The organism is Azoarcus olearius, assembly GCF_001682385.1.
GTDB lineage: Bacteria > Pseudomonadota > Gammaproteobacteria > Burkholderiales > Rhodocyclaceae > Azoarcus > Azoarcus olearius.
In genome coordinates this window covers 4,061,144-4,085,055 of sequence record NZ_CP016210.1, presented here as the reverse complement: position 1 = coordinate 4,085,055, position 23,912 = coordinate 4,061,144, and the positions used below count along the sequence as shown (strand labels likewise).

Sequence of the window (23,912 nt, the reverse complement as noted above, 5' to 3'; positions counted from 1 at the left end):
AATATGGGCAAGCCCACAGGTTTTCTCGAGTACCAGCGTCTGTCGGAGGCCTACCAGCCGGTGACGGCGCGGCTGAAGAACTACAAGGAGTTCGTCGCTGCGCTGTCCGACGAGCAGGCCGCCATCCAGGGCGCGCGCTGCATGGACTGCGGCATCCCGTTCTGCAATAACGGCTGCCCGGTCAACAACATCATTCCGGACTGGAACGACCTGGTCTATCGCGGCAACTGGCGCGAAGCGATCGAGGTGCTGCACTCGACCAACAACTTCCCGGAGTTCACCGGCCGCATCTGTCCGGCGCCCTGTGAAGCCGCGTGTACGCTGAACATCAATTCGGACGCGGTCGGCATCAAGTCGATCGAGCACGCGATCATCGACAAGGCCTGGGCGCAGGGCTGGGTGCAGCCGCAGCCCGCCGCGGTCAAGACCGGCAAGAAGGTTGCGGTGGTCGGCTCCGGCCCCGCCGGCCTGGCGGCTGCGCAGCAGCTCGCGCGTGCCGGCCATGACGTCACCGTGTTCGAGAAGAACGACCGCATCGGCGGTCTGCTGCGTTACGGCATCCCCGACTTCAAGATGGAGAAGGGTCTGATCGACCGCCGTGTCGAGCAGATGCAGGCCGAAGGCGTGGTGTTCCGCACCGGCGTGGTGGTCGGGGCGAAGGATCTGCCCAAGGGCATCGTCAGCGACGCCACGGAAGTCGTCAGCGCGGAACAGCTGCGGAAGGATTTCGACGCGGTCGTGCTGGCTGGCGGCTCCGAAGTGCCGCGCGATCTGCCGGTGCCCGGGCGCGAACTCGAGGGCGTGCATTTCGCGCTCGAATTCCTCATCCCGCAGAACAAGCAGGTGGCGGGCGATGCGCCCAACCCGATCTCCGCGGCCGGCAAGGACGTGGTGGTCATCGGCGGTGGCGACACCGGTTCCGACTGCGTGGGCACCAGCTACCGTCATGGCGCCACCTCGGTCACCCAGTTCGAGGTGATGCCGCAGCCGCCCGAGCAGGAGCACAAGCCGCTGACCTGGCCGTACTGGCCGATCAAGCTGCGCACCTCGTCCTCCCACGTGGAAGGCGACACCCAGCGCGAGTACGCCATCGGCACCAAGGAGTTCGTCGGCGAAAACGGCAAGCTCACGGGTGTGCGCACCGTGCGCCTTGAATGGAAGGACGGTCGCATGGCCGAGGTGCCCGGCACCGAGAAGCTGTTCCCGGCGCAGCGCGTGTTCCTGGCGATGGGCTTCACCAACCCGGTGGGTGGAGTGCTCGAAGCCTTCGGCGTCGACAAGGATGCCCGCGGCAACGCCAAGGCCACCACGGACGGCGAGGGCTGCTACGCCACCAATGTCGAGAAGGTCTTCGCCGCCGGCGACATGCGCCGTGGTCAGTCGCTGGTGGTGTGGGCGATCCGCGAGGGCCGTCAATGCGCCCGCGCGGTTGACGAGTTCCTGATGGGCGAAAGCGTTCTGCCGCGCTGATCGAGGCGGCGGCAATCTAAGGGCGACCTGCGGGTCGCCCTTGTTTTTTGGAGCGGACGATGGAAATGGATGTCACCGGCTGGATCGTCACCGCGATTGCGATCCTGCTGACCGGCATTTCCAAGTCCGGCCTCGGCGGGGCCCTGGGTGGGCTGGCCGTGCCCTTCATGTCGATGTGGATATCGCCACGCGATGCGGTGGCGGTCGTGCTGCCGATCCTGATCGCGATGGACATGGCTGGCATCCGTGCCTGGCGGGGGAAGGCCGAATGGCGCGAACTGCGGGTGCTGATACCTGCAGCGCTGGCGGGCATCGGCCTTGGGGCGCTGGCCTTCGGCGTGATGTCCGACCGCATGGTGGTCGGCGCACTCGGGGCGATTTCGGTGGTGTTCGCCGCCGACCGGTTGCTGCGGCGGACGAAGCCCGCAGCTGCGGCAGCCGCTGGCGAGGCCCGGCCGCTGCGGCGGGCCTGGGCGGCCGCCTGCGGCGCCACCTCGGGCTTCACCAGCACGCTGTCGCACGCCGGTGGGCCGCCGCTGCTGATCTACCTGCTCGGCCGCGGTTTGCCGCGCGAGCGGTTCGTCGCCACCTCGGTGTTCTTCTTCGCCGCGATCAACATCGCCAAGCTGCCGTTCTACCTGTCACTGCAGCTTTTCAACCCTGACACGCTGATGATGTCGGCGATCCTGCTGCCGCTGGTGCCGGTCGGCGTGTGGTTGGGGATGCGCCTGCTCAAGCGCATCCCCGAACGGCCCTTCTACCTGTTCTCCACGGCAATGCTGGGCCTGTCCGGCCTCAAGCTGCTGTGGGATGCGGTCGCCGGCTGAGGCGCCGGCCGCAGGTCTTACAGGCCGAGCACGTCCACCGTGTAGCGCGCGATCATGCCTTCCTCATTGGTCGGCACCACCGCGACCGCCACCTTGCTGCCGGCGCGGTCGAGCCGGCTGGCGTCGCGGGCGTTGGCGTCGCTGTCGATGTCGATACCGAGCCAGGCCGACAGTCGTGCCACCTTTTCGCGCACCGGCGCGGCGTGCTCGCCGATGCCGCCGGTAAACACCAGCGCATCGAGCCCGCCGGCCGCCGCCGCCAGCGATCCAAGCTCGCGGGCGATGCGGTAGCAGTACAGATCCACCGCTTCCGCCGCCTCCGGCGCGTCGGACGCGAGCAGGGTGCGCATGTCCTGGCTGATGCCGGAGACGCCGAGCAGGCCGGATTCCTTGTAGAGCAGCCGGGTCAGCGCCTTGGCGTCCATGCCTTTCTCGTCCATCAGGTAGAGCAGCACGCCGGGGTCCAGGCTGCCGGTGCGGGTGCCCATCACCAAGCCTTCGAGCGCGGTAAAGCCCATGGTCGAGGCGACGCTCTTGCCGTCGCGCAGCGCGCACATCGACGAACCATTGCCGAGGTGGCAGATCACCACCGCGCCGCTCGCCTTGTCGCCGATCACCGCCGGCAGCTGGCGGGCGACGTAGTCGTAGGACAGGCCGTGGAAGCCGTAGCGCTTGACGCCTTCGGCGCTGATCGCGCGCGGCAGCGCGAAGGCCTGCGCGACCGGCGCCTGGGTGGTGTGGAAGGCGGTGTCGAAGCAGCCGACCTGGGGAATGTCCGGCGCGAGCGCGGCGATCGCCTGCACCGCGTTGAGGTTGTGCGGCTGGTGCAGCGGCGCCAGCGGCACCAGCTTTTGCAACTGGCGCAGGATGTGGCCGTAGAGTTGCACCGGTTCGCTGTACTTGTCACCGCCATGCACGATGCGGTGGCCGGCCGCAGCGATCTCCAGCGCGGGGTTGTGGGCCTGCAGCCAGTCGAGCAGGAAGGTGAGCGCTTCGCGGTGCTGTTCGCGCTGGCTGTCCGAGTTGCTCGGCACTGTTTCGTGGAAGCGTTCGCCGGCGGCGGTCTTGGCGCTGAATTCCGGCGTCGCGCCGATGCCTTCGACCTGGCCGGACAGCGCGGCGTGGTCGGCGAGCGCCGGCTCGATCGGAAACAGCGCGAACTTCAGGCTGCTGGAGCCCGCATTGAGGACGAGGACGGCCTTCATTTGTTGGCCTCACGCTTCTTGTGCGCCATCAGCTGGGCGATCGCGCACGAAGCGGCGCGGGTTTCGGCGGTGTCGGCGCGGCTGGTCAGCACGATGGGCACGCGGGCGCCGAGCACCACGCCGGCCATCAGCGCATCGGCCAGGTATTCGAGCTGCTTGGCCACCATGTTGCCGGATTCGAGGTCGGGCACCACGAGGATGTCGGCGTTGCCGGCGACCGCGGAGCGGATGCCCTTGGTCTTGGCGGCGACCAGCGACACCGCGTTGTCGAAGGCGAGCGGACCGTCGAGCAGGCCGCCCTTGATCTGGCCGCGGTCAGCCATCTTGCACAGCGCGGCGGCTTCCAGCGTGGAGCGCATCTTGGGGTTCACGGTTTCCACCGCCGCCAGGATCGCGACCTTGGGCTCCGGCAGGCCGAGCACCTGGGCGAGGTCGATCGCGTTCTGGATGATGTGCACCTTGTCCTCCAGCGTCGGCTCGATGTTGATCGCGGCGTCGGTGATCATCAGCGGGTGCGGGTAGGTCGGCACGTCGGCGAGGAAGACGTGGCTGATACGGCGCGAGGTGCGCAGCCCGTTGGCCTTCGAGACCACTTCGCTCATCAGCTCGTCGGTATGCAGCGAGCCCTTCATCAGCGCCTCGGCGACGCCGTCACGGCACAGCGCCACGGCGGTCTCGGCCGATGCGTGGCTGTGCTCCACGTCGACGATGCGCAGGCCCTTCAGGTCGTAGCCGAACTCTTCCGCCACCGCGCGAATCTTGGCTTCCGGCCCGACCAGGATGGGGGCGACCAGCCCGGCCTGTGCGGCCTGGATCGGCCCGCCGAGCGACTCCTTGTCGCAGGGGTGCGCGACCGCGATCGGAATCGGCGCAAGGCCGGCGGTGATGGAGAGCAGGTGGCGATAGCGCAGTTCGCGATCGGAAATGGTCACCTCGGGCAGCACCACGCGGTTGCGCATCACCTTTTCGGTCGGCGCGGCGACTTCGGCGGTACCGTCGATGACTTTCAGGCCGTCCTGGTTCAGTGCCACGCAGTCGAACACGATGTGGTGGTTGTGCTGGTACTTCTCACGGCAGGTCACGGTGATGGTCAGCGTGTCGCCGATGGTGACCGGACGCCAGAAATTGAGGCTTTGCGACACATACACCGTGCCCGGGCCGGGAAACTCGGTGCCCAGTACGGTGGAGATCAGCGTGCTGCCCCACATGCTGTGGCCCACGACCTCGCGAAACTGGCTGGAGTGCGCGAATTCGGGGTCGACGTGGGTGGGATTGACGTCGCCGGACATCACGGCAAACAGGTGGATGTCTTCCGGGCGCAGGGTGCGCAACAGCTGGGCGAAGTCGCCGATCTGGATTTCGTCGAACGTCCGGTTCTGGATCAACTGCTGTGCCGCATGCTCCATGTTTGCTCCTTTGCGTCGTGATAAGGGGATTCTAGCGGCAGATAGGTGAAATCTTGTGTGTCACACGCCGCGGATTTTGCGCCGCAGCATGCTGTCCGGGCACGCCAATGCCATGCGCGTGAGCGCGGAGGCGTAACAGGCGCGTGCTAGAATTTCGGCCCGTTCTGATTCCACGCGGAGCCCCAATGGAAGTCGTCATCCTCGCTGCCGGCCAGGGCAAGCGCATGCGCTCGGTGTTGCCCAAGGTGCTGCAGCCACTCGCCGGCAAGCCGATGCTCAGCCACGTGCTCGATGCCGCACGCACGCTGGCCGCGCGCCGTATCTGCGTGGTGTACGGGCATGGCGGCGAAGTGGTGCGCGAACGGCTCGACGCGGCCGATCTCGCGTGGGCGCGGCAGGAACCGCAACTGGGTACAGGTCATGCGGTGCAGCAGGCGCTGCCCCATCTCACCGATGGCGACCTCGCGCTCGTGCTCTACGGCGACGTGCCCCTGATCGGCGTGCCCACGCTGCAACGGCTGGCGGCCGCGGCGGGCGATACCCGACTCGCCTTGCTGACCGTGGAGCTGGACAACCCCACCGGCTACGGCCGCATCCTGCGCGACGCGGCGGGGCGCGTGGTCCGCATCGTCGAGGAAAAGGACGCCAGCGACGCCGAGCGTACGGTGCGCGAGGTGAACACGGGCATCCTGGTGGCACCTGTCGCGCGGCTGCGGGCCTGGCTGGGCCGCTTGCGCAACGACAACGCGCAGGGCGAGTACTACCTGACCGACATCATCGGCATGGCGGTGGCCGAAGACATCGAAGTCGTCACGGTGCAGCCCGACGCCGTCAGCGAAACGCTGGGCGTCAACAGCAAGCCCCAGCTCGCCGAGCTGGAGCGCATTCACCAGCGCAACATTGCGCAACGCCTGATGGAAGACGGCGTCACCCTGATCGACCCGGCGCGCATCGACGTGCGTGGCAAACTGGTCTGCGGGCGCGACGTCGAGATCGACGTCAATTGCGTGTTCGAAGGCCGCGTCGAACTCGGCGACGGCGTACGGATCGGCGCCAACTGCGTCGTCCGCGACGCGCGCATCGGCTCCGGCACGCGGGTGGCGCCGTTCTCGCACATCGAGCAGACGGTCATGGGGCCGGCCTGCGTGATCGGCCCCTACGCCCGCACCCGGCCGGGCACCGAGCTGGGCGAGGACGTGCATCTCGGCAACTTCGTCGAGGTCAAGAACAGCGTGATCGCGGCCCATTCCAAGGCCAACCACCTGGCCTATGTGGGCGACGCCGACGTCGGCCAGCGCGTGAATATCGGCGCCGGCACCATCACCTGCAATTACGACGGCGCCAACAAGTTCCGCACCGTCATCGAGGACGACGTCTTCATCGGCTCCGACACCCAGCTGGTTGCGCCGGTGCGCGTGGGCCGCGGGGCCACGCTGGGCGCCGGCACCACGCTCACCAAGGATGCGCCGCCGGAGCAGCTTACGGTGTCGCGCGCCAAGCAACTCTCCATCGCCGGGTGGAAGCGCCCGGTCAAGCAGCGCTGACCTTCCCGTCCGGATCACCGGCCCAACCTAGGAACCGCCGTCATGTGTGGCATCGTCACCGCCATCGCTAGCAACAACGTCGTCCCCGTACTGCTCGAAGGCCTGCGCAAGCTGGAGTATCGCGGCTACGACTCGGCCGGCATCGCCGTGCTCGGACAGCAAGGGCTGCTCCGGCTGCGATCCACCGGCCGGGTTGCCGAGCTTGCCTCGCTGGCCGATGCCCGCCAGCTCACCGCCAACATCGGCATCGCGCATACCCGCTGGGCCACCCACGGCGTGCCGTGCGAACGCAATGCCCACCCGCACATCTCGGAAGGGCTCGCGGTGGTGCATAACGGCATCATCGAGAACTTCGAGGCGATCAAGTCCGAGCTGCAAGGGCGCGGCTACGTGTTCGAGTCCGACACCGATACCGAGGCGATCGCCCACCTCGTCCACGCCAAGCTGCGCGAGACGCCCGACCTGTTCGAGGCAGTGCGGCTCGCCACCAACGAACTCGTCGGCGCCTACGCGATCGGCGTGGTGGCGGAAGCGGACCCGTTCCGCATCATCGTTGCCCGCCGCGGTTCGCCGCTGCTGCTCGGCGTGGGCGAACACGGTACCTACGCCGCGTCCGACACGGCGGCGCTGCTGCAGGTGACCCGCAAGGTGATCTACCTGGAAGACGGCGATCTCGCCGAACTGCGGCTCGATGGCTACCGCGTCGTGCGGCCGGACGGCACGCCGGTGGAGCGCGAGATCCATATCTCCAGCCTGTCGGCCGACGCGGTGGAACTGGGGCAGTTCCGCCACTACATGCAGAAGGAAATCTTCGAGCAGCCGCAGGCGCTGGGCAACACGCTGGAGATGATCGCCGGCGGCGGCGCCATCGCGCCGCAGGTGTTTGGCGCGGCGGCGCCCGAGGTGCTGGGCGGTGCCCGACGCGTGCTGGTGCTGGCGTGCGGCACCAGTTACCACGCGGGGCTGGTGGCGCGTTACTGGCTGGAGTCGGTCGCGAAGATTTCCTGTACCGTGGAGATCGCCAGCGAATACCGCTATCGCGAGTCGGTGCCCGACGCCGACACGCTGGTGGTGGTGATTTCCCAGTCGGGCGAAACCGCCGACACGCTGGCGGCGCTCAAGCACGCCAAGGGCCTCGGCATGGCGCGCACGCTGGCAATCTGCAACGTGCCGGAATCGGCCATCGTGCGCGAGACCGCGCTGCGCTTCATTACCCGCGCCGGCCCCGAAATCGGCGTGGCCTCCACCAAGGCCTTCACCACCCAGCTCGCCGCGCTCGCGCTGCTCACGCTCGCACTCGCCAAGCTCAACGGCCGCCTGCCCGAAGCGGAGGAAAACCGCCATCTCACCGCCTTGCGCCATCTGCCGGTGGCGGTGCAGAAGGTGCTGGAACTGGAAGACGCGATTGCGAAGTGGGCGCAGCGTTTCGCCGGCAAGCAACACGCGCTCTTCCTGGGCCGCGGCCGTCACTGGCCCATCGCGATGGAAGGCGCGCTCAAGCTGAAGGAAATCTCCTACATCCACGCCGAGGCGTACGCCGCGGGGGAACTCAAGCACGGCCCGCTCGCGCTGGTAGACAAGGAGATGCCGGTCATCGCCATCGCCCCGGCGGACGAACTGCTTGAAAAGCTCAAGTCCAACCTGCAGGAAGTGCGCGCACGCGGTGGCGAACTCTATGTGTTCGCCGACGCCGGCAGCGAAATCGCGGAATCGGAAGGGGTGCACATCCTGCAACTGCCCGAGCACTACGGCATGCTGTCGCCGGTGCTGCACGTGATCCCGCTGCAACTGCTCTCGTACCACGCCGCGCTGGTAAAGGGCACCGACGTCGACAAGCCGCGCAACCTGGCCAAGAGCGTCACGGTGGAATAAGCCCAGCCTGTCACGGCAAATGCCAGAACGCCCGACCCGAGTGTCGGGCGTTTTTCATTCCGGCCCCTAGGACTCGTTGCGCGCGAACTCCAGCGCAAAGTGATGGCTGCTCAGCCGAAAGCCCTTGTTCAGGTACAGCCGATGCGCCGCGTGGCGGGCATAGCCGCTGTCGAGGTGGACGGCCTTGCAGTCCTTGGCGCGCGCGTGCTCGATCAGCCAGTCGAGCAGGGCGCCGGCGTAGCCCTGCGCGCGCGCTTCCGGCAGCGTGGTCAGGTCGTCGATATACAGCACCTTTCCCCACGCCAGGAACTCGCCGGTCCGGAAGCCCGCTGCGCTTTTGATCGTACCGGCCTCGCGGAGCGCGAGGATGCGGTAGGACTGGGCCTGCTGGCGGCGTACCTGGGCCAGAAAGCCCGCCTGTTCGAGGTGTGGGCGAAGCGCGCTGAAGGCCGGAAAGCAGGCTTCGATTTCGCTGTCGGTGTCGGCGATGAAAATTTCAGGAGTCATGGGCGGAGTCGGGAAGTCGGGCGGGTCGAAACCTGTGTCGGGGGCGTGAGGCCACAGCGGGTGAACGATATGCCAGCGAAGGCGCGTGGACCAGAAGTCCGTCCCGCCGGTCGCCTGCTGATTTCCATCTGCGTGGCGAGTTAAAAATATTGCAAAGGAATTTTCTGACGATGCCATCGGCGTTGATGAGACACGGCTGTACCCCGTCCTGTGTTCGACGGAAAGGGTGTCGCAATTAGCGCAAAATCCGCTTCACGACAAGGCTTTGGCTGCGCTTGATGTGTTTGAAAATGTCATTTTTATTACCGTTCTATTACGGCCGGAAATGACAAGGGTAAACCTTCATATCAATCCGCAAGGGCAGGGTCTTTAACGTACGGGAGTACCCGAACGACATCCATTGAAAAAGGTGTCGCGGGTGTGGCCAGCGAATCGACGAGGGAGACTTCCGATGAATCCCAGCTTGTGCATTGCCGTGGCGTTTGCATGTCCTTTATCTGCCCTGGCCGCCTCGGGCGCGCCCGGTGTCGGTTTCAACGAGAAGCCATCCTTCCTGGGCGAGATCGTCCAGCGCAGCGTGGACGGCGTGTCCGACGATCTGCTGACCGCGGGGCTCGGCCGCGACGGCATCCAGTCGGCGACGCCACCGCTGGTATCTGCATCGCCTACCGCCACCGAGCTGCGCCGGCTGGCGATCTACAACAACTACCGGGCGCTCGTGGATACCACCAGTGGCGGCGGCTTCGGTTCGCTTTTCGGCCCGCTGATCGCGGTGGATGCCGGCGGCAGGGTCAGCGCGCCGGGCGACGGCAAGATCGCCGGTACGGAGTATCTGGCCTATGCCATCGACCGCGGCGACGACAGCAAGGTGACGCTGATGGTCCAGGTGCCGGCGCACTTCAACCCGAAAGCACCCTGCATCGTCACCGGCACCTCGAGCGGCTCGCGCGGCATCTATGGCGCGATCGGCACTTCCGGTGAATGGGGGCTGCAGAAGGGGTGTGCGGTGGCCTATGCCGACAAGGGCACGGGCAACGGCATGCACGATCTGGACACCAACACTGTGGGATTGATCGACGGCACTCGGGCCGAAGCCGTCGCGGCCGGTGTGGCCTCGCATTTCACCGCCGACCTGACCGACGCCGAGCGCACGCAGTTTCTCGCCAGCTGGCCGCACCGCGTCGCGGTCAAGCACGCCCATTCGCGCGCCAACCCCGAGGCGCACTGGGGACAGGACACGCTCGACGCGGTGCGCTTCGCGTTCTTCGTGCTCAACGAAACCTATGGCCGCAGGACACCGCGCGGCATCGTCCGCACCATCCTGCCGCCGAACACCGTGGTGATCGCTTCCAGTGTGTCCAACGGCGGCGGCGCGGCGCTGGCAGCGGCCGAGCAGGACGATGAACGCCTGATCGATGGCGTCGCCGTCGGCGAACCGCAGATCCAGCTGCGCGAGAACGACGCGGTCCGCGTGGTGCGCGGCAGCCAGGTACGGACCGGGACCGGGCGTCCGCTCTACGACTACACCACCTTCGCCAACCTGCTGCAGCCCTGCGCGGTGCTGTCGCCGCGCGCGGCCGGCTCGCCCGGCGAGGCCTTCATCCCCGCGGCGCTGGCCGCCAACCGGTGCGAGGCGCTCGCGGCGCACGAGTTCATCACGGGCAACACCCCGGCGGAGCGCGGCGACAGTGCGCTCGACGCGCTGGTTGCCTATGGCTGGGAGCCGGAATCCACCCCGCTGACCGCATCGCATTACGCGTTTGCGGTGCCGCCGATCGCGCTGACCTACGCCAACGCCTACGGCCGCTTCGGCGTCGAGGAGCGGGTCTGCAACTACAGCTTTGCCGCGACCGATGCGGCCGGAACGCCGATCGCGTGGCCGGCGGCGAGCGCGGCCACCAGCTTCGGCACCGGCAACGGCATTCCGCCGGCTGCCGGGCTGCAGATCATCAACGATGCCTCGCTCGGCGGTCCCCGCCGCGACGGGGCGTCGATCTCGCCCTCCACCGGCAAGCTGGATTTCAACGTGGATGGCGCGCTGTGCCTGCGCCAGCTATGGACCGGCGGCGGCGCCAGTGCGCGCGAGGTGCATGAGAGCGTGGACGAGGTGCAGGTGTCGGCGCAGTTGCAGGGCCGGCCGGCGATCATCGTGCATGGGCGTGCCGATGCGCTGGTGCCCGTCGGCTTCACTTCGCGGCCCTATCTGGGCCTGAACAGTCTGGCCGAGCATGGCCGGAGCCGGCTGCGCTATGTGGAGGTGACCAACGCCCAGCACTTCGACGCCTTCATCGGCACTGCCACGCTGCCCGGCTACGACACCCGTTTCGTGCCGCTGCATGTGTATTTCCGTCAGGCGCTCGACCTCATGTACAGCCACCTGACCGCGCGCACGCCGCTGCCGCCCTCGCAACTGGTGCGGACCACTCCGCGGGCGGGAACGCCGGGCGCGGCGGTCGCGATCACTGCGGCCAACGTCCCGCCGATCAGGATGAAGCCGGCCGCGGCCGATCTGATCACGGTGCGGCGCGGGGAAGTGGTGGTGCCGGATTGATCGACGCGGGCTGAGGGCCGGCGTCCGCGGGGCGCCATTCTGCGCCCGACATGAAAACGCCCGACGGCAGGTCGGGCGTTTTCGTCTGCAGGAGCGGCTGCGGGATCAGATCGAACCGCGCACCCGGTTGCTGATCGCGCCCGGACCGAACTCCGCATCGACTTCGTCCTGCTTGTCGGCGGCCCAGGCCACGGCCCGTTCGGCGTTGTCGATGCGGCGGTCGAGCAGGTGGCCGTCGGCGGTGAGCAGCGCGGCGGCGTTGCCGAAAGCGGTGGCGACGTTGTTCAGGGTTTGTACCGCGGCCTTGCGGTCGCTGGTGAGCGCGGCGTTGAAGGCGGCCTCGTCGAGCTTCAATTGGCCGTCGGGGGTGAAACTGACCCCCATGTCGGTCAGGCCGAGTTCGAAGCCGCCGTTGCCGGCGCCATGGAAGATCGAGCCGACCTCGCGCCGCAGCGAGAAACGCGCCACTTCACCCGCCTGGTTGTCGTCCAGCAGCGCGCCCTGTTCGAAATACGGATCGAACTCTGCATCCCACTGGTTGTAGCGGGTGATGAAGTCCTGCAGCGCCGCCTTGATCTCGCCATCGCTGCTGGTGGTGCCGATGCCTTCCAGGCCCTGGCTGGCGGTGCCGAGTTCGGCCATGCGATTGCGCAGCTGCGTCAGCACCTCCGCTTCGTCGCCGATCTCCTCGACGCGGGCGTTGTAGCGGCGCAGGAAGGCGGCGTTGCTGGCTTCCAGTTGCGCGAGCACGTTGGTGACGCGGCTGGATTCGTTGCCGAGCAGCGCGTCGAGGCCGCTGCCGCTGGTGCTCGCCGTGGTGCCGGAGAGTGCGGTTTGCGCGTTGAGGAGCGCGCTGAGGAAGTCGCCGTTGCTGCTGCGGGTGGCGGTGCCGGTGGCGCCGCTGGTAAGGGTGGACAGCGCCTGCAGGCGGAAGGCGGCGAGGTCGATGTTCATGGCGGGCTCCATGAAAGGGCGGGACGTGCTTGAAGTCTAGCAGCGGATGGGGGGCGGGCTTTGCGGAAAAGAACGCGGGCCGGGGTGGAGTAGTGCTGGCTGCGGGGATGGGGTTAATTACTGGCCCCGGACTCAACCCCACCCCCGCCCGGTAGCCGGTGCCCGGAGGCACCGTCGTTCGCCCGGCGGCGAGCAGTGCTCGCCGAAACCCCGGTTTCACCCCCTTGTAGGGGAGGGAGTAAATAGCCGGCCAGCGCCGGCGCCTCCGCTTCCTTGTTTGGCAGGGAGGCTGGCGCTAAACGAAACGTCCCCGCCCTCAAAGATCCAGCTGCAACGCCGCCAGCCGCGCGTACAGCCCGCCCTGGCTGCGCAGGTCGTCCGGGGTGCCGGTTTCGACGATGCGGCCGTGCTCCATCACCACGATGCGGTCGGCCTTCTGCACCGTGGCCAGGCGGTGGGCGATGATCAGCGTGGTGCGGCCGCGCATCGCGGCGGCGAGGCCCTGCTGCACCAGGATTTCCGATTCGGCGTCGAGCGCGCTGGTGGCTTCGTCGAGCAGCAGTACCCGGGCGCCTTTCAGCACCGCGCGGGCGATCGCGATGCGCTGGCGCTGGCCGCCGGACAGCCGCGTGCCGCGCTCGCCGAGAAAGGTGTGGTAGCCCTCGGGCAGGCGGGCGATGAACTCGTCGGCCACCGCGGCGCGGGCGGCGGCGACCACCTCCTCGTCGCTCGCCTCCGGCCGGCCGTAGCGGATGTTCTCCAGCGCGCTTGTCGAGAAGATCACCGGGTCCTGCGGCACGATGGCGATGTCGCCGCGCAGGTCGTGCAGGCGCAACTGGCGGATGTCCTGGCCGTTGATGCGGATGGCCCCGTCGGCAAGCTCGTAGTAGCGCAGCAGCAGCTGGAACAGCGTGGTCTTGCCGGCGCCGGAGGGGCCCACCAGGGCGACGCATTCGCCGGGTGCGATGTCCAGGCTGATGTCGTCCAGCGCCGGTGTCTGCGGCCGTGCCGGGTAGGCGAAGCGCACATGCTCGAAGCGGATCGCCGCCTGCGCGGCCGGCAGCGGCGCCTCGGCCGTGGGCGTGTCGCGGATGGCGGGTTCGGCGTGCAACAGGCCGAGCAGGCGTTCGGCGGCGCCGGCCGCGCGCATCACGTCGCCCCACACCTCGGCCAGCGTGCCGACGCCGCCCGCCACCAGCGTCGCGTACAGCACGAAAGCCGCCAGTTCGCCGGTCGTGAGCACGCCTTCATGCACCTGGCGCGCGCCCACCCACAGCACGAAGATGATGGTGCCCATCACCGCGGTGATGATCAGCGCGGTGAGCGCCGCGCGCACCCGGGTGCGGCGGATGGCGGTGGCGAAGCCCGCCTCGGTGCGCGCGGAGAAGCGGCGGACCTCCTGCGGTTCCTGGGTGTAGGCCTGCACCGTCGGCATCGCGTTGAGGATTTCGCCGGCCAGCGCCGAGGCGTCGGCGATGCGGTCCTGCGATTCGCGCGACAGCCGCTTCACCTTGCGGCCGATGGCGAGGATGGGCAGGGTCAGCAGCGCCATCAGGCCGAGGTTGAGCGAGAACAGGTGCAGGCTGGTCACCGCCAGCATCACCATGCCGCCGGCAAACTGGAACAGGCTGCGCAGCCCCATCGACACCGAGCTGCCGACCACGGTCTGGATCAGCGTGGTGTCGCCGGTCAGCCGCGACAGCACCTCGCCGGTCTGCAGCGTCTCGAAGAACTGCGGCGACTGCGCCAGCACGCGCGCATAGACCGCATTGCGCAGGTCGGCGGTGGCGCGCTCGCCGATCCACGACACGGTGTAGTAGCGCGCCGCGACGGTTACCGCCCACAGGCTGGCCAGCCCGAACAGCGCAATGAAGTGGCCGTCCAGGCTGAGTGTGCCGAGCAGTCCGCCGCTGGCGCCGGGCGCTGTCGCCGTACCAAAGCCGAAATCGACCAGGTCGCGAAAGGCCAGCGGCACCAGCAGGATGGTCGCGGAGCCGAGCGTGAGCAGCGCAAAGGCAAGCGCGATGCGCGCGCGGTAGGGCCGCAGGAAAGGCCACAGCCCGGAGAGCGCGGACAGGCGGCGGGGCGAGGCGGCGAGTGGCGTGAGGTCGGAGGACATGGGGCGGATTGTCCTTCATTTGCCGCCATGTCCGCCGGGGTGTGCGGGCGTGTCAGTCCCAGCGCGGCGCAAAGTCCGGATTGGCCATCCGCTCGCAACGGTCGCATGCGGCGATTTCGGCGCGCTCCGCAGCGCTCAGGTGCAAGCGGGCGGCGGCGAGGTTGCTGGCGAGGTTCTCGCGCCGGGTGGAGGACGGAATCACCGCATGGCCCTGCTGCAGCAACCACGCGAGTGCGACCTGCGCGGGGGTGGCGTCGTGCGCAGCGGCGATACGCTGCACCACCGGCTCCGCCAGCACCTTGCCGTAGGCGAGCGGCATGTAGGCGGTGAGGTGGATGCCGTGTTCGCGGGCGAATCCGGCGAGCTTGCGGTTCTGCAGCAGCGGGTGGAGCTCCACCTGGTTGGTGGCGATCTCGTCGGCGCCGAGCAGCGCGATGGCCTGCTGCAGGTGGGCGATGGTGAAGTTGGAGACGCCGATCTGCCGGGTCAGCCCGCGGCGCTTGGCTTCCTGCAGCGCCATCAGGCTTTCGGCGAGCGGCACCGCTTCGCCCGGCGAAGGCCAGTGGATCAGCGTCAGGTCGACGTGCTCCACGCGCAGCCTGGCGAGGCTGTCTTCCAGGCTGGGGATCAGCTTTTCGGCGGCGAGGTTCTCGGTCCAGATCTTGGTGGTGATGAAGAGCTGGTCGCGGGCGACGCCGCTTTCTGCGATCGCCTGGCCGACGTCGGCCTCGTTGGCGTAGATCTGCGCGGTGTCGATGTGGCGGTAGCCGAGTTCGAGGCCGGTGCGTACCGAGTCGATCACGGTCTGGCCCTGCAGGCGGAAGGTGCCGAGGCCGATGGCGGGCATGGGGATGGACATGGGGTGCTCCTGTTTGTGGTGATCAGTGGGCGGCCGCGGCAGCAGTGGCCGGGGCGAGTTCGTCGAAGTCCGGGTCGCGGCGGTCCAGCCGGCCGCTCCAGGCGGTGAGTGCGTAGGCGATCAGCACCACCAGCGCGCCTATCCAGGCAGTGTGGATGAGGCCGACATGGGCGACGATCAGTCCGCCGCCCCAGGCGCCGCCGGCGATGCCGAGGTTGAAGGCGGCGATGTTGAGGCCCGAGGCCACGTCCACCGCATGCGGGGTGTGGCGTTCGGCCTGCTGCACCACATACACCTGCAGACCGGGCACGTTGCCGAAGGCGACCGCGCCCCACAGCAGCACGGTGGCCACTGCCAGCCAGGGGTTGGCGGCGGTCACGCTCAGCACCAGCAGCACCGCCGCCAGCAGCAGGAAGATCAGCTTGAGCGCGCCGATCGGGCCACGGCGGTCGGCCAGCTTGCCGCCCCAGATGTTGCCCACCGCCACCGACACGCCATACACCAGCAGCACCAGGCTGACGCTGCCGGCCGGGAAGCCGCTGATCTGCTGCAGGATGGGCGCGAGGAAGGTGAAGGCGACGAAGGAGCCGCCATAGCCCACCGCCGTCATCGCATACACCAGCAGCAGGCGCGGCGCCTTCAGCACCGCCAGCTGGCGCAGCAGCGAGGCCGGCGGCGTGTGGCGGATGCCGCGCGGCACGAAGATCAGGCTGCCGATGAAGGCGAGCACGCCGAGCAGCGACACCGCCAGGAAGGTCTCGCGCCAGCCGAAGTGCTGGCCGATGAAGGTGCCCAGCGGCACACCGGTGACCAGTGCCACGGTAAGGCCCGAGAACATCGTCGCGATCGCGCTCGCCGCCTTCTCCTTGGCCACCAGGCCGGTGGCGATGGTCGAGCCGATCGAGAAGAACACCCCGTGCGCCAGCCCGGTGACGATGCGCGCCGCGACCAGCGATTCGTAGCCCGGCGCCTGCCAGGCGAGCAGGTTGCCGACGGTGAACAGCGCCATCAGCCCGAGCAGCAACTGTTTGCGCGGCAAGCGGCCGGTGAGCGCGGTGAGCAGCGGCGCGCCGACGGCGACGCCGAGCGCGTAGAGGCTGACCAGCAGGCCCGCCGACGGCAGGCTGACGCCGAGGTCGGCGGCGATGGTGGGAATGAGGCCGACGATGACGAACTCCGTCGTGCCGATGGCGAAGGCGCTCAAGGTGAGCGCCAGCAAGGCGAGTGGCATGGGAAGACTCCGGTTGGGGTTTGCAGGAGCGCAGTTTCCGCGCCAGACTCATGCAGAAAAACCGGGTCTCAAGCCAAAGATACTTGCCGAAGCGTCAACAATGAAAACCACCCTCGACGAACTGCTCGCGCTGACCCGCGTGGTCGACACCGGCTCCATCACCGCCGCCGCCGAGCAACTCGGCCAGACCACCTCGGGCGTCAGCCGCGCGCTCAGCCGGCTGGAGGAAAAGCTGGAAGTCACCCTGCTGCGGCGGACCACCCGCCGGCTGGAACTCACCGAGGAAGGCGCCACCTTTCTCGCCCAGGCGCGCCGCATCCTCGCCAGCGTCGAGGAAGCCGAAGAACAGATGGCGCTGCGCCGCCAGCAACCCGCCGGCCGGCTGCGGGTGAACGCCGCCTCGCCCTTCATGCTGCACGTCGTGGTGCCGCTGGTTGCCGGCTTCCGCGAGCGCTACCCGCAGATCGAGCTGGAGCTCAACACCAGCGACCAGATCATCGACCTGCTGGAACAGCGCACCGACGTCGCCATCCGCATCGGCGCGCTGCGCGACTCCACCCTGCACGCCCGCCCGCTTGGCGCCAACCGCCTGCGCGTGCTCGCCAGTCCGGCCTACCTCGCCCGCCGCGGCACCCCGCAGAGCGTGGACGACCTTGCCGGCCACGAACTGCTCGGCTTCACCCAGCCGGACAGCCTCAACCAGTGGCCGCTGCGCACCGCCGACGGCGACAGCTGGACCATCACCCCCAGCCTGCGCGCCTCCAGCGGCGAAACCCTGCGCCAGCTCGCGCTGGAAGGCGGCGGCATCGTCTGCCTGGCGGATTTCATGACCGCGCAGGACCGCGCCGAAGGCCGGCTGCTGCCGGTGCTGGAAGCGCACACCGTGGAGGTGAGACAGCCGGTGCATGCGGTGTATTACCGCAACACCGCGCTGGCGTCGCGGATCGGGTGCTTTCTGGATTATGTGGGGGAGCGGATGCGGGTGTAGGGGGCTCTGGTGCCGATCGGCGTGTGACATTTTGATCGGCAGGTCAATGCCATTCGAATTAGGCTGTTCGCCGATCCGGTCGCAATCAGCCACGTGGTGCATCCAGCCCAGTCGTGGAGAGGGAGATGGTTACGCCGCATCCGCAACACAAGCCGCTTGGTGATTCACGTGATTGATGAGCTTGCTGAATTCGCGGCTGCTGTCGCAATCGATGTTGAAGCCGAGAGAGCTGCAAAGAAACATCGCTCGGTGCGCATCTTTCGCGCGTTCTCCGGTGCGCTTTTCCTCGCGGTGATCGCCAGTGCTGTTTGCCTCACGTTCATATATTGACGAGCAGCCGGTGCGTCGCTGGCTGATGGTCTGGTGATTACGTGTCTCGGAAACGGCGTCGCGATTGGGGCCCGAAGGGCGCCAATGAACGGCGTGGCGGTCTGAACGTGTCCATTTTTGGGGACCTGGATCACATGCAGTGCTCTTTCAGTTCGAGCTTGGCGAGCTTGGATTCAGGCTATCTGGCGATATCGGGAGTTGCTGGTGGAAACTCAGAAGCAATCGGCGACGGCTACATGCAGCAAGTGTGGCGGCGCTTTGCGTGAAGGCATCAAGGGCGAGGCGAACACCACCGATGTGCTCGGTGCCGTGATTGTCGGCGTGCTGGTGCTCGGCTTCATCGCCTTGATCTTCTCCGGGGCGGGGCATCGAGGCGCGTATTTTCTTGTCCTGATCGCGGGTGTTATCGCGTACGGACTCCATTCGATGATCGGATACACGAAGAGGCTAATCCTTCGCTGCGCCGATTGCGGCCAGGTTCAGGAGAACAGGACGCTTTAGATGCGGTTCCGGATTGGGTGACGGTCAGTGTTCATTGCCGTGCAGGTCCGAGAGTCATCCTGCTGTCCGCCACTGAGAGGGGTGCCTCTTGCGTTCGGGAGTGCTTACTTTGGTCAATGCCATGCGTCGTGTCCGGGCTGTTCCCGTCATCCTCGCCTTCACTGGCTTTCTCTCGCTCGTGTTGGCGATTGCGGCTTTGCTGCATCAACCATTCATCAAGATCCCCACCGAGGTGCAGCTTCGCGTGCTTGAGCGTGAGTTCGCTGCAAGCGTCCCGCAGGACAAGCGAGAGGCGGTCATGAGTAGCGTGTTGCGGATTGGAGGCGACGTCCGCGCGTTGGACGCCACGCTGACGTCTCTTCGCCGGGTCGCTGTATGCGGATTCAGTGTGCTGGCGCTGCTGTGCTTCTTCTGTTCATTCCTGGCCCGCCATTGCCGCCAATTGCCGCTGAAGCCCCGGGGAGGGCCGGAAGTCTAGCGGGGGGAATCCTGCGCGCTGGCTGCGAGTCCGGTTGCCAGCGCCTTGATCAGTTGCGCGTAGTCATCCGGGCTTTCCTTCTTGAGGACGGCGAGATCGGCTTCGATGCGTGCCATCCGGTTTTCGGCAGTGCTTTTCTTGATCTTGTCGATCTCCTCCGCAAGCTCGAGGAAGTTCTTCAGCGGGCCGTCTTGCCCCGCGTCGGAGCGCTCCTTTACCAGGACGCACAGTGCTTCCATGATCCGCCCGATCTGGCGGCCGTAGCTGTGTTCGGCGAGGATGCGGCGTTCGGTGCCGGGGGCCTTCGAATTGAACTCCGACACGATGTAGGTGTTGCCGAAGTTCCAGCCGGGCAGGATCGGTTGGGAGAGGTTGGTTGGCGAGAACAGGCTTGCGTACTTCGATACCGTGTCGCCCATGCGGATGGGCCAGTCGGCAAGCAGCGAAGTGAAGGAGTCGGACTGGTCGGCCATCGGAGCGCTCCTGAAAAGGCGGTGGGTTAAGGATTGCCGGAATGAATTCAGCATAGTTCCCGTCGTGGCGTATGCCAGGCGAACATGCCACGGCGGCCTGCTGCAGCCGGGGGCCGGCGGTCGGGGCGCGGCGCCGGAAAGGCTTCGCTCTCGCCCTTCACGCCCGCTCTGCAAGGTCGCAGGGCGCGGTAAGGACTGACCCGGCATCACGAGCATCCCGCCCGCTCCGTGCGGATTCGGTCACGCTCGGCTGCAATCGGCGCCGCGGTGCGCGGCCGGGGCGGGCAGCTGTCACGGTCGTCCTGGGCGGGCGCCGGTAAGGTGGCGATCATCCAAGGTATTCAAGGCTTTATCGCTGCCATGCGCCTGTCCTCCTCGATCCGCTTGTGTGTTGCCGCCGCGCTCGGCTGCGGGGCTGTTCTGGCCTACGCAGGGGCGCCGCTCGTGGCGGATGGGGTTCCGGCGTGGTCGGACGAGCCGCCGGTGGTGGCGCGCCTGATCGAAGCCGGCTACCGCGCCGAGCGCAGCGTGCCCGAGCTGGCGGCGGCGCGGTATTGCGCGGCGGCGCGCGCCGGCAGCGTCGAAGGGCAGTACCGGCTCGGGCGGCTGTATCTGGCAGGCCGTGGTGTTGCGCGTCAGACCGCGGTGGCGGCCACGCTGCTGGGTGCTGCCGCGCGCGGCGGGCATGAAGGCGCGCAGGCGCTGCTGGCGGCGAGCCCCCTGGCGCCGGCGGATGCGCTGCCGGATTGCCTCTACGACACCGCCAGCATCAGCACCGACGAGCGCGACGAGGTGGTGCCCTACGAGGTGGTCGACCGCTTCGTGCAGGCGCTGCCGGGCGACAAGCGTCGCCATGCCCTGCTGGTGCAGCGGCTGGCGCCGCGCTTCGCGGTGGATCCGCGCCTTGCGCTCGCGATCGTCCGCACCGAATCCAATTTCGACGCCGCGGCGGTATCGCCGAAGAACGCGCAGGGCTTGATGCAGCTGATCCCGGAAACCGCCGAGCGCTTTGGCGTGCGCAATGCGCTCGATCCCGAGCAGAACCTGCGTGGCGGGCTCGCCTACCTGCGCTGGCTGCTCAAGCAGTTCGAAGGCGACGTCGCGCTGGCGGCCGCGGCCTACAACGCGGGGGAAGGCGCGGTGGCGCGCCACGGCGGCGTGCCGCCGTATGCGGAAACCGAGGAGTATGTACGCCGCGTGCTGGCGTTTTACCGTTCCAGCCGCCACCACGCGCCGGACGGCGGGCTGGCGGCGGTGCCGGCTCCTGCCCGCGGCTGATCCACCGTCGGGCGCGCGGCCGCTGCGCGTCCGGTTGGGGCGCCCGCCTTCGCTGCCTTAGCCGTAGCGGCGCGCCGCTTCCACCGCCAGCCCGGCGCCGATGCTGCCGTAGAGATCGCCCTCCACCGCGCGCGCCTGCGGCAGTTCGGCCGCGATGCGGGCGCGCAGTTGCGGCACGCCGCTGGCGCCGCCGGTGAAATAGATGCTGTCCACCTGGTCGCGCGCGACGCCGGCGTCGCGCAGCAGGCCATCCACCGTGGCGGCCACGCGTTCGACCAGGTTGCGGGTGGCGAGGGTGAAGTCCTCGGCGCCGATGTCGTGGCGCAGGCCTTGCTCCAGGCGGTCGAGCACCATGTGGGCGACCGGCGCGGCGGAGAGGTCGATCTTCGCCTGTTCCACCTGCAGCGCCAGCCAGTGGCCTTCGCGGTTGTTCACCAGCCTCGAGAGGCGGTCGAGTTCGGTGCGCGCGGTGGCGTCGCGGTAGATGTTCTGCAGGTCGCTCCAGGCCTGGCGGGTGTAGGCGCTGTTGATGGTGTGCCAGGTGGCGAGCTGGAAGAACAGGCTGGACGGAATGTCGGCGCCGTTCTTCATCTTGCCGCGGTAGCCGAGCAGCGGCATCACGCATTCCAGGCTCAGTGCGCGGTCGAAGTCGGTACCGCCGATATGCACGCCGGCGTTGCCGAGCAGGTCTTCGTGGCGTTCGGTGTTGCGCGCGCGTTCCGGCGACAGCCGTACCAGCGAGAAGTCGGCGGTGCCGCCGCCGATGTCGGCGATCAGCACCAGTTCTTCGCGGTCCAGCCCCAGTTCGTAGTGCAGCGCGGCGCCGATCGGCTCGAACTGGAAGCTCACTTCCTTGAAGCCGATGCGGCGGGCGATGTCTTCCAGCGTGTCCTGGGCGCGGCGGTCGGCGGCCTCATCGTCGTCGACGAAATGCACCGGGCGGCCGAACACCGCCTGCTCGAAGCTGCGGCCGGCCTGGGCTTCGGCGCGCTTCTTGAGTTCGCCGATGAACTGGGCGAGCAGTTCGCGGAAGGCCAGCGCGCGGCCGTGCACCTCGGTGTGGCCGTCGATCAGGCTGCTGCCGAGCAGGCTCTTGAGCGCGCGCATCAACCGGCCTTCGTAGCCTTCGAGGTATTCGCCGAGCGCGGCGCGGCCGTAGCAGGTGCTGTCTTCGTCGGCGTTGAAGAACACCGCCGAGGGCAGCGTCGGCTTGCCGTCTTCCAGCGTCAGCAGCGCGGGCTGGCCGGGACACAACCAGCCGACGGTGGAGTTCGATGTGCCGAAGTCGATTCCGCAGGCGCGGGCGGGGTGGGCGTTCATGCGGGGCGGGGCGAGGGGGAAGGTGCGGGATGCTACGCGAGAGCCCGTCCACGGGCCAGCGTCTCGATACCCGCTTCCAGCAGCGGTCCCTGTATCCGTCCGGGTGGGGTGTGGCGGGCACGCATTTCGCATGCTTGAATGCGATGGAAGCCGCGCCGGACGGCGGCGTGGCGACGCGGGGTGCAAGGGATGGCACGTCTGTTCGTTTCCTACCGGCGCGAGGACGCCCCCGGACACGCCGGGCGGGTCGCAGACGGCCTCGAGCAGGCATTTGGCGCCGAGAACGTGTTCCGCGATGTGGATGACATCGCGCCGGGCGCGGACTTCGCCGCGGTGATCGATCGTGCGCTGGCCGGCACGGTGGCGGTGGTCGTGGTGATCGGGCCGAACTGGCTGGCGCCGGGGCCGGACGGGGTGCCGCGCCTGGCGGCGCCCGACGACTTCGTGCGGCACGAGATCGAACTGGCGCTGGCGGCCGACAAGCCGCTGTTGCCGGTGCTGGTGAGCGGCGCGCGGATGCCGGCGGCGGCGGCCCTGCCGAGTTCGATCCGCGGGCTCGCCGAGCGCCAGGCGATTGCGCTCGGCGACCTCGACTGGAAACGCGATTTCGACCGCCTGCGCGACGCGCTGGCGCCGCTGCTCGGTGCCGGCGAACCGCCCGAGGCGCGGCGCGTGGTGCTGCTGGCCGGGGTGGCGCTGGGAATGGCGGCACTGGGGCTATGGTGGTGGCGGCGCCGTTCGCGTCCGCCTCCGCCGGAAGCGGTCGCCGCGTTTGCGGGCGAGTGGGAGGCGCGCGTGATCTATCCGTGGGGCGACAGCCACGATGAGCGCTTCGAACTGGTGCTGCGCGGTGCCGAGGTGCACGGACGGGCGAGCTTTCTGGGCTTGCCGCGCAATATCCTGGGCGGCCGGGTGGACGGCCGGCAGATCGAGTTTTTCACCGAAACCCGCGAGGTGCGCGGTGACGAACCCGCCCGCAGGCTACGCCATCGCTACCGCGGCGAACTGCCGTACGCGGGCGGCCTGCGCCTGACGCTGGAAACCCGCGGCGGCTACGACGAAATGCCGCCGGTCAGCTTTACCGCGCGCCGTCGGGCCCTGACTGCGGTCAGCGGCGCAGCGCGGCGGCGTGGTGGCGCAGGTGGTCGTCGATGAAGCTGGCGATGAAGTAATAGCTGTGGTCGTAGCCCGGCTGCAGGCGCAGCGTCAGCGGCTGGCCGGCGAGCGTGCACGCGGTGCGCAGCTGTTCCGGGCGCAGCTGGGTGGCAAGGAAGCTGTCGGCATCGCCCTGGTCGACCATCAGCGGCAGGCGTTCGCCGTCCGGGGGCCTGGCCGCGATCAGTTCGCAGGCGTCCCACGCCTTCCAGGTCTCGCGGTCGTCGCCGAGATAGCGCGAGAAGGCTTTCTCGCCCCACGGGCAGTCGGCCGGGTGGGTGATCGGTGCGAAGGCGGAAACCGAGGCGTAGCGCCCCGGGTTCTTCAGCGCACAGATCAGCGCGCCGTGGCCCCCCATCGAATGGCCGCTGATCGCACGCCGGGTCGTCACCGGAAAGCGTGCTTCGACCAGCGCCGGCAGTTCGTCCACCACGTAGTCGTACATGCGGTAGTGGCGGTCCCACGGCGCCTGGTTGGCATTCACATAGAAGCCGGCGCCGTGGCCGAAGTCCCACCCGCCGTCGGGGTCGCCCGGCACATCGGCGCCGCGCGGGCTGGTGTCCGGCGCGACGATGGCAATGCCGAGTTCGGCGGCTACGCGCTGGGCCCCCGCCTTCTGCATGAAGTTCTCGTCGGTGCAGGTCAGCCCCGACAGCCAGTACAGCACCGGCACCGGGCCGTCTTCCGCCTGCGGCGGCAGGTAGACGGCGAACACCATGTCGCAGCCGAGCACGGCCGAGCGGTGGCGGAAGCGCTTGTGCCAGCCGCCGAAGCTGCGGTTGGCAGCGATCTGTTCGAGTGTGTTCATGAGGATGGCGGTGCCGGGCGCGGACGCCCGTTTACC

The 23,912-nt window shown here is 68.2% G+C and carries 21 protein-coding genes; 11 read left to right on the top strand and 10 right to left on the bottom strand.

Going from position 1 to position 23,912, the window contains the following annotated elements:
• The first annotated feature begins 3 nt into the window (after window positions 1–3).
• Window positions 4–1,470, top strand: coding sequence for a glutamate synthase subunit beta (locus dqs_RS18675; RefSeq protein ID WP_065341388.1), 1,467 nt, complete (start codon window positions 4–6; stop codon window positions 1,468–1,470).
• A gap of 59 nt (window positions 1,471–1,529) precedes the next feature.
• Window positions 1,530–2,297 (top strand): sulfite exporter TauE/SafE family protein, encoded by a 768-nt coding sequence (locus tag dqs_RS18670; RefSeq protein ID WP_084018689.1) that lies wholly within the window; start codon window positions 1,530–1,532, stop codon window positions 2,295–2,297.
• A gap of 17 nt (window positions 2,298–2,314) precedes the next feature.
• On the opposite strand, the gene dqs_RS18665 is transcribed toward dqs_RS18670, so the two are convergent.
• Entirely contained in the window at window positions 2,315–3,502 is a 1,188-nt protein-coding gene (locus dqs_RS18665) for an acetate/propionate family kinase (protein ID WP_065341387.1), read from the bottom strand.
• Window positions 3,499–4,908: a bifunctional enoyl-CoA hydratase/phosphate acetyltransferase gene (locus tag dqs_RS18660; RefSeq protein WP_011767360.1), complete on the bottom strand. Its 1,410-nt coding sequence runs from the start codon at window positions 4,906–4,908 to the stop codon at window positions 3,499–3,501. Before dqs_RS18660 ends, dqs_RS18665 begins: the two co-directional genes overlap by 4 nt.
• A gap of 185 nt (window positions 4,909–5,093) precedes the next feature.
• Here dqs_RS18660 and glmU point away from each other — a divergent pair, with 185 nt between their 5' ends.
• Window positions 5,094–6,452: a bifunctional UDP-N-acetylglucosamine diphosphorylase/glucosamine-1-phosphate N-acetyltransferase GlmU gene (gene glmU, locus dqs_RS18655; RefSeq protein WP_065341386.1), complete on the top strand. Its 1,359-nt coding sequence runs from the start codon at window positions 5,094–5,096 to the stop codon at window positions 6,450–6,452.
• A gap of 42 nt (window positions 6,453–6,494) precedes the next feature.
• Window positions 6,495–8,324 (top strand): glutamine--fructose-6-phosphate transaminase (isomerizing), encoded by a 1,830-nt coding sequence (gene glmS, locus dqs_RS18650; RefSeq protein WP_065341385.1) that lies wholly within the window; start codon window positions 6,495–6,497, stop codon window positions 8,322–8,324.
• Between the two features lie 66 nt (window positions 8,325–8,390).
• Here glmS and dqs_RS18645 read toward each other — a convergent pair whose 3' ends face one another.
• Window positions 8,391–8,831, bottom strand: a complete 441-nt coding sequence (locus dqs_RS18645; protein WP_041644034.1) for a GNAT family N-acetyltransferase — start codon at window positions 8,829–8,831, stop codon at window positions 8,391–8,393.
• A gap of 451 nt (window positions 8,832–9,282) precedes the next feature.
• On the opposite strand from dqs_RS18645, the gene dqs_RS18640 reads away from it, so the two are divergent.
• Window positions 9,283–11,382 carry a D-(-)-3-hydroxybutyrate oligomer hydrolase gene (locus dqs_RS18640; protein WP_065341384.1) on the top strand — a complete coding sequence of 700 codons (2,100 nt, stop codon included), beginning with the start codon at window positions 9,283–9,285 and terminating at the stop codon, window positions 11,380–11,382.
• A gap of 105 nt (window positions 11,383–11,487) precedes the next feature.
• On the opposite strand, the gene dqs_RS18635 is transcribed toward dqs_RS18640, so the two are convergent.
• The 4 genes from dqs_RS18635 to dqs_RS18620 form a co-directional block, all read right to left on the bottom strand.
• The gene (locus dqs_RS18635; RefSeq protein ID WP_065341383.1) at window positions 11,488–12,336 is read right to left on the bottom strand and encodes a flagellar filament capping protein FliD; all 849 of its coding nucleotides are present in this window, start codon (window positions 12,334–12,336) and stop codon (window positions 11,488–11,490) included.
• A 316-nt stretch (window positions 12,337–12,652) separates the two neighbouring features.
• Window positions 12,653–14,455, bottom strand: a complete 1,803-nt coding sequence (locus dqs_RS18630; protein ID WP_065341382.1) for an ABC transporter transmembrane domain-containing protein — start codon at window positions 14,453–14,455, stop codon at window positions 12,653–12,655.
• A gap of 52 nt (window positions 14,456–14,507) precedes the next feature.
• Window positions 14,508–15,314, bottom strand: a complete 807-nt coding sequence (gene dkgB, locus dqs_RS18625; protein WP_065341381.1) for a 2,5-didehydrogluconate reductase DkgB — start codon at window positions 15,312–15,314, stop codon at window positions 14,508–14,510.
• A gap of 22 nt (window positions 15,315–15,336) precedes the next feature.
• Window positions 15,337–16,545, bottom strand: a complete 1,209-nt coding sequence (locus dqs_RS18620) for an MFS transporter (protein ID WP_065341380.1) — start codon at window positions 16,543–16,545, stop codon at window positions 15,337–15,339.
• A 100-nt stretch (window positions 16,546–16,645) separates the two neighbouring features.
• On the opposite strand from dqs_RS18620, the gene dqs_RS18615 reads away from it, so the two are divergent.
• The 4 genes from dqs_RS18615 to dqs_RS18605 all read left to right on the top strand — a co-directional run bounded on the left by dqs_RS18615 (window position 16,646) and on the right by dqs_RS18605 (window position 18,842).
• The gene (locus dqs_RS18615) at window positions 16,646–17,533 is read left to right on the top strand and encodes a LysR substrate-binding domain-containing protein (protein ID WP_065341379.1); all 888 of its coding nucleotides are present in this window, start codon (window positions 16,646–16,648) and stop codon (window positions 17,531–17,533) included.
• A gap of 168 nt (window positions 17,534–17,701) precedes the next feature.
• On the top strand, window positions 17,702–17,863 hold the full coding sequence (locus dqs_RS20870; RefSeq protein WP_157108219.1) for a hypothetical protein: 162 nt from the start codon (window positions 17,702–17,704) through the stop codon (window positions 17,861–17,863).
• Between the two features lie 204 nt (window positions 17,864–18,067).
• Window positions 18,068–18,364: a hypothetical protein gene (locus tag dqs_RS18610; RefSeq protein WP_065341378.1), complete on the top strand. Its 297-nt coding sequence runs from the start codon at window positions 18,068–18,070 to the stop codon at window positions 18,362–18,364.
• A gap of 109 nt (window positions 18,365–18,473) precedes the next feature.
• Window positions 18,474–18,842 (top strand): hypothetical protein, encoded by a 369-nt coding sequence (locus dqs_RS18605; RefSeq protein ID WP_157108218.1) that lies wholly within the window; start codon window positions 18,474–18,476, stop codon window positions 18,840–18,842.
• On the opposite strand, the gene dqs_RS18600 is transcribed toward dqs_RS18605, so the two are convergent.
• Complete coding sequence (locus dqs_RS18600; RefSeq protein ID WP_011767350.1) at window positions 18,839–19,315, bottom strand: hypothetical protein; 477 nt, start codon at window positions 19,313–19,315, stop codon at window positions 18,839–18,841. The genes dqs_RS18605 and dqs_RS18600 overlap by 4 nt on opposite strands.
• A gap of 360 nt (window positions 19,316–19,675) precedes the next feature.
• Between dqs_RS18600 and dqs_RS18595 the strand changes: the two genes are divergently transcribed.
• On the top strand, window positions 19,676–20,593 hold the full coding sequence (locus dqs_RS18595; protein ID WP_050976157.1) for a transglycosylase SLT domain-containing protein: 918 nt from the start codon (window positions 19,676–19,678) through the stop codon (window positions 20,591–20,593).
• A gap of 57 nt (window positions 20,594–20,650) precedes the next feature.
• Here dqs_RS18595 and dqs_RS18590 read toward each other — a convergent pair whose 3' ends face one another.
• Window positions 20,651–21,913, bottom strand: coding sequence for an Hsp70 family protein (locus tag dqs_RS18590; RefSeq protein WP_065341376.1), 1,263 nt, complete (start codon window positions 21,911–21,913; stop codon window positions 20,651–20,653).
• 189 nt (window positions 21,914–22,102) lie between these two features.
• Here dqs_RS18590 and dqs_RS18585 point away from each other — a divergent pair, with 189 nt between their 5' ends.
• Window positions 22,103–23,068 (top strand): toll/interleukin-1 receptor domain-containing protein, encoded by a 966-nt coding sequence (locus dqs_RS18585; RefSeq protein ID WP_065341375.1) that lies wholly within the window; start codon window positions 22,103–22,105, stop codon window positions 23,066–23,068.
• Here the strand turns inward: dqs_RS18585 and fghA are convergent.
• Entirely contained in the window at window positions 23,022–23,876 is an 855-nt protein-coding gene (gene fghA, locus dqs_RS18580; RefSeq protein WP_065341374.1) for an S-formylglutathione hydrolase, read from the bottom strand. The two genes, dqs_RS18585 and fghA, sit on opposite strands and share 47 nt — an antisense overlap.
• Window positions 23,877–23,912: the final 36 nt, after the last annotated feature.

What these genes read in the sequence shown, in the direction of transcription:
- dqs_RS18675 (WP_065341388.1), top strand. Translation starts at nt 4, where the DNA reads ATGGGCAAGCCCACAGGTTTTCTCGAGTACCAGCGTCTGTCGGAGGCC.
- dqs_RS18670 (WP_084018689.1), top strand. Translation starts at nt 1,530, where the DNA reads ATGGAAATGGATGTCACCGGCTGGATCGTCACCGCGATTGCGATCCTG.
- dqs_RS18665 (WP_065341387.1), bottom strand. Translation starts at nt 3,502, where the DNA reads ATGAAGGCCGTCCTCGTCCTCAATGCGGGCTCCAGCAGCCTGAAGTTC.
- dqs_RS18660 (WP_011767360.1), bottom strand. Translation starts at nt 4,908, where the DNA reads ATGGAGCATGCGGCACAGCAGTTGATCCAGAACCGGACGTTCGACGAA.
- glmU (WP_065341386.1), top strand. Translation starts at nt 5,094, where the DNA reads ATGGAAGTCGTCATCCTCGCTGCCGGCCAGGGCAAGCGCATGCGCTCG.
- glmS (WP_065341385.1), top strand. Translation starts at nt 6,495, where the DNA reads ATGTGTGGCATCGTCACCGCCATCGCTAGCAACAACGTCGTCCCCGTA.
- dqs_RS18645 (WP_041644034.1), bottom strand. Translation starts at nt 8,831, where the DNA reads ATGACTCCTGAAATTTTCATCGCCGACACCGACAGCGAAATCGAAGCC.
- dqs_RS18640 (WP_065341384.1), top strand. Translation starts at nt 9,283, where the DNA reads ATGAATCCCAGCTTGTGCATTGCCGTGGCGTTTGCATGTCCTTTATCT.
- dqs_RS18635 (WP_065341383.1), bottom strand. Translation starts at nt 12,336, where the DNA reads ATGAACATCGACCTCGCCGCCTTCCGCCTGCAGGCGCTGTCCACCCTT.
- dqs_RS18630 (WP_065341382.1), bottom strand. Translation starts at nt 14,455, where the DNA reads ATGTCCTCCGACCTCACGCCACTCGCCGCCTCGCCCCGCCGCCTGTCC.
- dkgB (WP_065341381.1), bottom strand. Translation starts at nt 15,314, where the DNA reads ATGTCCATCCCCATGCCCGCCATCGGCCTCGGCACCTTCCGCCTGCAG.
- dqs_RS18620 (WP_065341380.1), bottom strand. Translation starts at nt 16,545, where the DNA reads ATGCCACTCGCCTTGCTGGCGCTCACCTTGAGCGCCTTCGCCATCGGC.
- dqs_RS18615 (WP_065341379.1), top strand. Translation starts at nt 16,646, where the DNA reads ATGAAAACCACCCTCGACGAACTGCTCGCGCTGACCCGCGTGGTCGAC.
- dqs_RS18600 (WP_011767350.1), bottom strand. Translation starts at nt 19,315, where the DNA reads ATGGCCGACCAGTCCGACTCCTTCACTTCGCTGCTTGCCGACTGGCCC.
- dqs_RS18595 (WP_050976157.1), top strand. Translation starts at nt 19,676, where the DNA reads ATGCGCCTGTCCTCCTCGATCCGCTTGTGTGTTGCCGCCGCGCTCGGC.
- dqs_RS18590 (WP_065341376.1), bottom strand. Translation starts at nt 21,913, where the DNA reads ATGAACGCCCACCCCGCCCGCGCCTGCGGAATCGACTTCGGCACATCG.
- dqs_RS18585 (WP_065341375.1), top strand. Translation starts at nt 22,103, where the DNA reads ATGGCACGTCTGTTCGTTTCCTACCGGCGCGAGGACGCCCCCGGACAC.
- fghA (WP_065341374.1), bottom strand. Translation starts at nt 23,876, where the DNA reads ATGAACACACTCGAACAGATCGCTGCCAACCGCAGCTTCGGCGGCTGG.